The 8,623-nt window shown below is 39.8% G+C and carries 11 protein-coding genes; 3 read left to right on the top strand and 8 right to left on the bottom strand.

What is annotated here, in order from left to right:
- Window positions 1-188: 188 nt before the first annotated feature.
- Together ACTF6W_RS11800 and ACTF6W_RS11795 are read right to left on the bottom strand one after the other, a co-directional pair.
- On the bottom strand, window positions 189-755 hold the full coding sequence (locus tag ACTF6W_RS11800) for a hypothetical protein (RefSeq protein WP_438994748.1): 567 nt from the start codon (window positions 753-755) through the stop codon (window positions 189-191).
- Between the two features lie 10 nt (window positions 756-765).
- Window positions 766-1,329: a hypothetical protein gene (locus tag ACTF6W_RS11795; RefSeq protein ID WP_438994747.1), complete on the bottom strand. Its 564-nt coding sequence runs from the start codon at window positions 1,327-1,329 to the stop codon at window positions 766-768.
- Window positions 1,330-1,499: 170 nt separating this feature from the next.
- On the opposite strand from ACTF6W_RS11795, the gene ACTF6W_RS11790 reads away from it, so the two are divergent.
- Window positions 1,500-1,712, top strand: a complete 213-nt coding sequence (locus ACTF6W_RS11790) for a hypothetical protein (RefSeq protein ID WP_438994746.1) — start codon at window positions 1,500-1,502, stop codon at window positions 1,710-1,712.
- Between the two features lie 4 nt (window positions 1,713-1,716).
- On the opposite strand, the gene ACTF6W_RS11785 is transcribed toward ACTF6W_RS11790, so the two are convergent.
- Window positions 1,717-2,091 (bottom strand): chorismate mutase, encoded by a 375-nt coding sequence (locus ACTF6W_RS11785; protein ID WP_438994745.1) that lies wholly within the window; start codon window positions 2,089-2,091, stop codon window positions 1,717-1,719.
- Window positions 2,092-2,124: 33 nt separating this feature from the next.
- Window positions 2,125-3,474 carry an SPOR domain-containing protein gene (locus ACTF6W_RS11780; RefSeq protein WP_438994744.1) on the bottom strand — a complete coding sequence of 450 codons (1,350 nt, stop codon included), beginning with the start codon at window positions 3,472-3,474 and terminating at the stop codon, window positions 2,125-2,127.
- A 160-nt stretch (window positions 3,475-3,634) separates the two neighbouring features.
- Here ACTF6W_RS11780 and ACTF6W_RS11775 point away from each other — a divergent pair, with 160 nt between their 5' ends.
- Entirely contained in the window at window positions 3,635-3,829 is a 195-nt protein-coding gene (locus ACTF6W_RS11775; RefSeq protein WP_438994743.1) for a hypothetical protein, read from the top strand.
- Window positions 3,830-3,936: 107 nt separating this feature from the next.
- Here ACTF6W_RS11775 and aspS read toward each other — a convergent pair whose 3' ends face one another.
- On the bottom strand, window positions 3,937-5,724 hold the full coding sequence (gene aspS / locus ACTF6W_RS11770) for an aspartate--tRNA ligase (RefSeq protein WP_438994742.1): 1,788 nt from the start codon (window positions 5,722-5,724) through the stop codon (window positions 3,937-3,939).
- A 111-nt stretch (window positions 5,725-5,835) separates the two neighbouring features.
- Here aspS and rnd point away from each other — a divergent pair, with 111 nt between their 5' ends.
- On the top strand, window positions 5,836-6,990 hold the full coding sequence (gene rnd, locus ACTF6W_RS11765) for a ribonuclease D (protein ID WP_438994741.1): 1,155 nt from the start codon (window positions 5,836-5,838) through the stop codon (window positions 6,988-6,990).
- A gap of 68 nt (window positions 6,991-7,058) precedes the next feature.
- Here the strand turns inward: rnd and ACTF6W_RS11760 are convergent, their stop codons facing one another.
- The 3 genes from ACTF6W_RS11760 to ACTF6W_RS11750 form a co-directional block, all read right to left on the bottom strand.
- Window positions 7,059-7,925 (bottom strand): Acg family FMN-binding oxidoreductase, encoded by an 867-nt coding sequence (locus tag ACTF6W_RS11760; RefSeq protein ID WP_438994740.1) that lies wholly within the window; start codon window positions 7,923-7,925, stop codon window positions 7,059-7,061.
- The gene (locus ACTF6W_RS11755; protein WP_438994739.1) at window positions 7,906-8,088 is read right to left on the bottom strand and encodes a nitroreductase family protein; all 183 of its coding nucleotides are present in this window, start codon (window positions 8,086-8,088) and stop codon (window positions 7,906-7,908) included. The genes ACTF6W_RS11760 and ACTF6W_RS11755 overlap by 20 nt, the downstream gene beginning before the upstream one ends.
- Window positions 8,089-8,306: 218 nt before the next feature.
- On the bottom strand, window positions 8,307-8,623 hold a 317-nt coding region (locus ACTF6W_RS11750), incomplete at its 5' end, for a P1 family peptidase (RefSeq protein WP_438994738.1).

The following is an 8,623-nucleotide window of genomic DNA, read 5'->3' as shown; positions in this document are numbered from 1 at the left end:
CGGGCTGAGCCGCGTAAACCACATTACCTAAATGAGGCATAGTTTTTAAATTACCAAATGGTGTATTTGGTTTTTCCGTAATACGGTCAATATCATCCGCATAAGAAAATGAGCCGAAAAAAACGCCCATAAATAACATTAATAGAATTTTTTTCATCGGCATCGGCTCATTTATTTTTTGTATTATATTATTTCAATTGGTCCAGGTAGCGTTCAAAGGCAGCACCCGTATTCTTACTGGTAAGTCCTGCTTTTGCGGCAATATCCATTGCCTGCTCTTTTGAATACCCGTAATCACGTGCAAGTACTGATCCTAATGCGGCGGCGGCACGCTGACCTGATTGGCAATGCATAAAGACTTTTTGACCGCTTTTTGTCGCATCAGATAACATTTTTGATAACTCAGCAATGCCCTCATCATCGACATTTCTAACTTTATCGTTAATGCTGCCTTTAAAATAAGGGATGCGCGCAAATGACATTCCATTTTCTTCAACGATTTGCTGTTGATCAAACGCCACTTTTTCATCATCATATTTGACGCTGATAATCATGTTAAAGCCTTTTTCCTTTAACATTTTAATGGTTTCTTCGTCTGGTTGCCCACCATAAAGAACATTACCGACATAAGATGCCTTTTTCATATTCCCAAAGGGTTCCATTTGCTTTTCTTCGGTCAAATGGTCAAGGTTTTGTGCCGACGCTATATTGGCTACCATCATAGCAGTAAGAGCGAATAATAACTTTTTAAACATAATATATACCTTATTTTAGCGTATCTAAAAATTCGCTGTGCATCTTGGCTAGAAATTCACTTTTAAGACCCGCATCATCAGCAATTTTCATTGATTCTTCTTTTGAAACACCATAATCACGATAGAGCGCAGCCCCTAAAAGTGATCCTGCACGCTGAGAATGGGTGCAATGTAACATAATCTTTGTGCCATTTTCCCCTGCAGCATTTACAACAGATAAAATGTCATCCATCGCGCCAAGATCAATAGAGCGGCCTTTCATATAAGGGATTTGAACAAATGGAATGCCCTGCTCTTCGACGGCTTTTCTCTCGTCAAACCCTTCGTCTTCTGCTTCACCGCGGATACTGATAACCAATCCAATGTCATGATCTTTTAATATACCAACTGTTGCTTTATCCGGCTGATCGGCAAAAACCACATGTCCATATTGGCTAACGACTTTAAGGTTTCCAAATGCTTCTTGCTCACCTTTTTCTGTTAGTGGCACCATTTGCGCGAAACTAACCGCTGAAAAGAAAAGCAAAATCAGAAGAGCGACAAAAGTATTTCTAGAAAGTTTAGTGATATTCATGAAAATTATCCTGATGATTGATATTAGTGAAATTATACGATTTTTATTTTATACGTTCAACCAGATTATTTTGGATTAATATCATTTATTCCACTTTTGTTCTTTTTTGTTCTTGACATATCTTTCGACTTAAATTAGAACATAATCAGAACAAAATAAAGGAATGCATAATGGATATCATCTTAAATCTCATCGGTCTTAGCTTTATACCGCTACTTATTTTAATGCTGGCTGGAGGACTCAGTGATATTTATCGTGGCTTACAGGAATATTTTTCACTAAGTAATCCCAAGGTCACTTTATTGCCTGTGAATTTTAAATATCATGATATTACTGAGAAGTTTGGCTTTAGAAAGTTAAATGTAAATTTTTCAAAAGGATAAGCAGTTATTCTTCGGTTTTACTTTTTAATCCGTCGAACTTTACAAATTCATAATTAATCGACCATTCGATCATGGTTCTATATAAACCAGAAACCAATTCTGGATCAGCTCCGCTTTTAATGGCATGTGCTGTTACTTTTGCAACCACCTCTTCCACACGGTCATTATCTCTTACGGTATCACGGCTTTGTTTTATCTCGGCAGCCTGCTCCATATAGGTTTTGCGGATAGAGAGCATATCAACTATGGTACGGTCCAAAAGATCAATTTCAGCGCGCAATTCAGTCATTGACTGACATTTATCGGTTTTTAAACCGAATAATTTTTTAATTTCGTTATGATCCATACCATCTTCCATAAAACATGTTGCGACATACATATTTTACTTTTCAGTCAGAGAAAAGGATTATTTTTAATTTTCGATATTCATGACCAAACAAGGTACTTTTCGGTCAGATAAAGCAGTGCAAAATTCTTGTGCTGCACTAAAACCTGTATATTCATTTACAAATAAACGATACCGCGTGCTCCCATTAACAGTTATAACATTTTCTATGGTCATAACCGAATTTTGCAACAATTCGGGGGCCAGTTTATTTAATCTTTGCCAATCAGATTGAAGTTCTTCTTCTGATGGGTAAGAGCCTAATTGTAATTTATATTGCGCGTTTACCATATCGCCCATATTAGCTTCAGGAATCATTTCTTCTGGATCAACAGATACAGCAGATTCTGGCGTTTCCGTTAAATCGGTTTCCTGTTCCATCTTTTCTAACATAGGCGCATTATTTTCTTCCGCATTTAAAATATCAATTAGCATTAATTTTTTTTCATCGGTGATCACTTCTTCTTGCAATGGGTCTAGTCCTTGAACAACTTTGCCTGCTGCTATCGCCTCATCGTCTGGGAAAGATCTAAGGTTTAGAAAGATCGCCTGAGCTCTTCTTTGACTACTTAAGCTTTTAAGCCAACGGTAATGCTCCATATTTTCTTCAACTTCTTGCTGTGTCATAAAGCTATTTGCCATTGTTCTTGCCGCTTCTTCGTCACCAGACATAGCATATACCATGATCAAATTTTGCTGCGCTGTGGTTTGGCTATAATCAATATTGACCGTTTTGGTTAGGAGCTGGATCGCAGGTGCATATTCATTTTCTATAGCCAGAGATAACGCAAGGTTATTTAAAAGCGAGATATGATCAGGCATAATATTTAGCCCTTTTCCATATGCTTCCTGCGCCTTTCCATGTAGCCCTTGCAAATCATAAGCAAGACCTATGCTATTATATATTCTAAAATTACTGGGTGTTTTTGCGGCTACTTCTTCTAAATAACCGACCGCTTCTAGGGGGCGATTAGAAAAAACCATTGCCTGCCCTAATCCCAATTGGGCCTCCGTATTATCTTGCTGCAAATTAAGCACTTGTTGATAATAAACGGCCGCGCCGTCCATTGATCCAATTTGCTGATAAATTTGTCCTAAGGCTAATCTCGACGTCACATGCTTTGGACTTTCATTTGCAACCCGTTGATAAAGCCTAATGGCATTTGGGTAATCGGATGCAGATCTAAATGAATCCGCCATTTTCATTAAAGATGGACTGGAAAACGGCAATTCGCCGTTTATTCTTCGTTTAGAATCCAGTGGCTTATTTTCATCATATACCGGTTCATGTTCACCGCCCCCACCACATGCCATCAGAAAAGCTATCAAAGATAAACATGAAAATAACTTCAATGGCTTATAAATTAAACTATGCATTATGGCTCCGTATATTTTATGAAATTGAAATCGATTGCTATACTAGCATTAACTCTTATAATACAGAATATATTTATTGGATAAAAAGCAATCAATTAATTAACAATTTGTTAAAACCTAATTGTTAATTTAGGGTGAGTTTAAAAAGTAAGGATTTATTATGGTTGATATAGCAGCAGCAAGTAATGCTTCATCACAGATACAGATTGATGCAGGACGCAGCGGTAGTCAAGAAAATGCAGCCGTTGCGAGAGACGCCGAAGAAGGCAAAATTGAAGATTCTGTGAATGCACAAAAAGCAGTAGAAGCTGATACTGGGCCAAGTGTAGGCAATAACGTCGATATACAGGCTTAACCAAGTACGGAAAAACCTAATACTTTTAAATAGTATTTATATCTAAAATTAAAAAAGGCATGCTCCCTATGGAACATGCCTTTTCCTCAAATATACAACTTTAAAACTTAAGATTTTGTCTCTTCTGGTACAATTGTGCGAAGATGAAGTTCACGTAATTGTTTCATTTCAACTTCGCTTGGTGCATTCATCATCAAGTCTTCCGCTTTTTGGTTCATTGGGAAAACAATAACTTCACGAATATTTGGTTCATCAGCCAGAAGCATAACGATACGGTCAACACCCGGGGCAATACCACCATGGGGTGGTGCACCGTATTTAAGGGCATTAAGCATTCCTGCAAAACGTTCCTCAACCACTTCTGGCCCATATCCGGCAATTTCAAAAGCTTTATACATAATTTCAGGGACATGGTTACGAATTGCGCCCGATGAAAGCTCAATACCATTACAAACAATATCATATTGATATCCAAGAATTTCTTCCGGATCCATTGTGTTTAATGCTTTTAAGCCACCTTGTGGCATTGAGAATGGGTTATGACTGAAATCGAGTTTTTTGGCTTCCTCATCATATTCATACATTGGGAAATCAACGATCCAGCAAAACTTAAATTCATCATCATTGATTAATTCTAAGTCCTCACCAACTTTAGTACGAGCAAACCCCGCTAGTTTAGCTGCTTCGCTTGCTTTACCACATGAGAAAAAGACACCGTCATTTCCATCAAGCTTTGCAATTTCCATAAGTTTCGCAATGCGGTCCTCATCAAGGTTCTTTGCAATCGGTCCCATTGCTTCGCCGTCTTTAAAACGGATATAGCCAAGCCCTGCAAAGCCTTCGCCGCGCGCCCAATCATTCATTTTATCAAAGAATGAGCGTGGCTGACTGCCACCTGCACCCGGTGCTGGAACAGCGCGCACGACGGCGCCATTTTTAATTGCACCCGCAAAAATGCCAAATCCGGAACCATCAAATACTTCCGTCACATCACAAATTTCAACCGGATTACGCAGATCAGGTTTATCATTGCCGTATTTCATCATACTATCAGCGAAGGAAATACGCGGGAATGGTGCCGCGGTTACTTTCTTATCTGAAAATTCTTCGAAAATTCCTTGCATAACTGGTTCAATTGCTGCGAACACATCTTCCTGTGTCACATAAGACATTTCCATATCAAGCTGATAAAATTCACCAGGTGAACGATCAGCACGTGCATCTTCATCACGGAAACAAGGTGCAATTTGGAAATAACGGTCAAAACCTGCCATCATTAAAAGCTGCTTAAATTGTTGCGGCGCTTGTGGCAGTGCATAAAATTTACCCGGGTGCATGCGGCTTGGAACCAAGAAATCACGCGCCCCTTCCGGTGAAGACGCCGTTAAGATTGGTGTTTGGTATTCGCGAAACCCTTGGTCAACCATGCGTCGACGAATGCTGGAAATAACATCAGAACGAAGTACTATATTGCTATGAATACGGTCACGACGAAGATCAAGGAAACGGTATTTAAGACGAATATCTTCCGGATATTCCTGATCACCAAATACTGGCATAGGAAGTTCGGCTGCTTCGCTCAGTACATCAACCTTTTTAACCAAAATTTCTACTTCACCCGTTGGTAGGTCAGGGTTAATTGCTTCGTTATCACGTTTAATAACTTCACCTTCAACACGGATCACACTCTCCGCGCGCACATTATCAGCAATGTCAAAAATATCTTTAAAATCACTATCAAAAACACATTGCGTAACACCATAATGGTCGCGTAAGTCAATAAACAATAATCCGCCGTGGTCACGCTTACGGTGCACCCATCCAGAAAGGCGTACAGCTTCACCACTCTGTTCGCTGCGAAGATCATTACAAGTATGGGATCTATATTCGTGCATAATCTTTCTTCTACTTTTTTAAATATTCAAGTTCATTTTAGAGTGTTTTTATGCTTTATTGTCGCATAGTCAAGTTAATCTTTCATTTGAGCCAATATATTAAGGGTATATATGAGTGTTATTACTACAAATGAGGCCTTGAATGCCTTATGCGATCGCCTTTCGAAATCAGACTATGTTACGGTTGATACCGAATTTCTAAGGGATAAAACATATTATTCCAAGCTATGTCTTATCCAAATAGCGGATGACAATGAATACCATGCAATTGATACATTGGCAGGTGGCCTTGATCTCGCACCTTTTTATGACCTGATGACCAATGAAAATGTTGTTAAAGTTTTCCATGCCGCCAAACAAGATATTGAAATTTTTGTCAATCAGGCGAATGTGGTTCCAAAACCATTATTTGATTCTCAAATTGCCGCCATGGTGTGCGGGTTTGGCGACAGTATTGGATATGAAAAACTTGTCATGGCACTTTGTAATAAAACACTGGATAAAAGCACTAGGTTCACGGACTGGTCAAGACGCCCCCTCACCCAACGTCAAATTGATTATGCGCTTGGTGATGTGACGCACTTAAGAACCACATATAAAAAATTAAAAGAGAAATTAGAACAATCAGGGCGTGAACATTGGCTAAGTGAAGAAATCGGCGATATGCTTAATATCGATACATATACAATTCAGCCAAAAGATGCGTGGAAACGTATTAAAATCAGAAACAGCAATCGCCGTTTCAATGCGATCGTGCACCGCATTGCTGAATGGCGCGAAGAAGAAGCACAACGCCGCAATATGCCCAGAAACCGCATCATGCGCGATGAAGTATTACTTGAGCTTTCCGCCGTACGCCCAACCCATACAAACGCACTCACAAGCATTCGTGGCCTCGGCGCCAATTTCGCGAGTAGCAAAAGCGGCAAAGACATTATTAACGCTATAAAAGAAAGTCTTGAGCTTCCGGATGATGCATTACCGAAAATTTCTCGCCGAAAACCACCGTCACAAAATACGGACCCTATCGTTGAACTTTTAAAAGTCCTTCTTAAACTCGTTTGCAAATCGGAAAATGTCGCACCGAAGTTACTGGCAAATGTCGAGGATCTTGAAAAAATTGCTGAAAGCGATGACGCAGACGTAAAAGCACTTCATGGTTGGCGATATGATCTTTTCGGCAAAAACGCAATCGCCCTAAAAAATGGCGAAGTCGCCTTTGCCATTAAAGATGGCGAAATCTACGTTTTTCCGATTGAGAAATAGATTTTTTCTTAGGTCTGTTTCCGACCCAAAGCGGACATTGGGGCGGATTGAATATAAAAGTTTTTATATCACACGAGCAAGACATCAGCCAATTCTCTGCGCACTGTAGGAGAAAGAGTATGCTCACTGTATCCTACTCGAATTAATATTTGTGGTTGAGATTTCAATTTGGCCGCTATTTTTAATTTATGACGAAGTTTTTTAACCTCTATTGGCTGATTGAGATAGGAGGATGAAAGATTACAGGATGTTAGATACAAAAGAACATGAGCCAATGCTCTACCGGTATTAATCCATGATTTCTGGGTGTCATCAGAGGTTCCAAATAGTGCCAAGACGGGCGATCCCGAGACAATTTTCTTTTTGTCGTCTGCTGCCACTCCATTACCAATATCGAAGGTACGGATAACAAACTGCCCGACGGGTGACAATATATCAGGCATCCCAAAGTTTTTGCCCGACACACCATCCTTGTTCCCTAAACTTGAAGAGCGAACCCAATGGGCTAGTTCATCGCGAAAACAAGAGTCTTCAAATTGTATCTTATCACCCAGAGACACAAGCTCTGCTATTGCTTTTCGGTCAGCTTCCGGTTCTGATATTGATAAAGATACATCGAAGTTTTGTGATATGTCTTTGCACTTTTCTAAAATATCATCAGGCACCGGTTGCATAGAAAATGTATTTCGATTAGTTGCGCGATTGGAAATAGCGTTAAATAGATTGATCTCTTTAGTGGTTGGTGAAGACCCCTTCTTCAGTTCAAGTCTTGCTAATAAATCTGGTTTATCAGCATCCTCATTATATGTTACGTTGGTATCGTAGCCCGAACGACGGCCCGCAATTTCAAAAAAGCCTATTGCCGCACCACAGCTAATTGTCAGCTCACGATCATTCGGATCAACAATCGGCAATCTACGCGACCTTATCCGCAAAAATCTCTACGTACGTCGTGGTAGCTTTAAAACGCCAAGGTTGGGTATTATGGCTTGAGGGGGCCAATAAGGCGATGCGCATAAAATTAACAAGCTGTTTTTCAATATCAGTTACGATATAAGAAGTCTTGCATTCGAATTCTTCATTTTCTTGTTTCAACATAGAAATTACTTTCTTTTCGAGAAATGGGAACTCAGTATACTCATAATGTTGAATGTTTGAATTGACCTTAATCAATTATGGAGGTTCGTTTTCACGAAAGATAGGAACGTTATTTTTCTACGTCCGTCTATCTATTTTCTAATGTAACGATATAGTGTTTTGCGAACGTCCACTTAGAGCCGATAGCAGACATTCTTTCCCCCTAGTAATTTATTATTTTATTGCTCTAACCGATTATGCTGTTGCATAATTTGTTGAAGTTTTTCGTGGGAAATGGCTTTTACTGTTCTTCCTTGAGTACCCATCATGTCCTTCCCCGCAACGAGCGCGTTGATGATGGCTTCCTCGGTCGCTTGAACGGTGCCTAGGAAAAGCGGGTCGATTTCATCATTGGTGATCATTTTGACCATTGTCACTGCGCCACCTTGTTTGGCGTTATCGTTTGCTGTTGAAAAGGCGATGAATATATCGCCTGAACCGTTTCCGGCGTAACTGCCGTTTCGGGCTAGACCCAGTGCCGCGCGTTTCGCCAATC

This window comes from Pseudemcibacter sp., assembly GCF_965661635.1.
Lineage (GTDB): Bacteria > Pseudomonadota > Alphaproteobacteria > Sphingomonadales > Emcibacteraceae > Pseudemcibacter.
The sequence above is the reverse complement of the archived record's forward strand: the minus strand, read 5'-3'. Positions and strand labels throughout refer to the sequence as shown.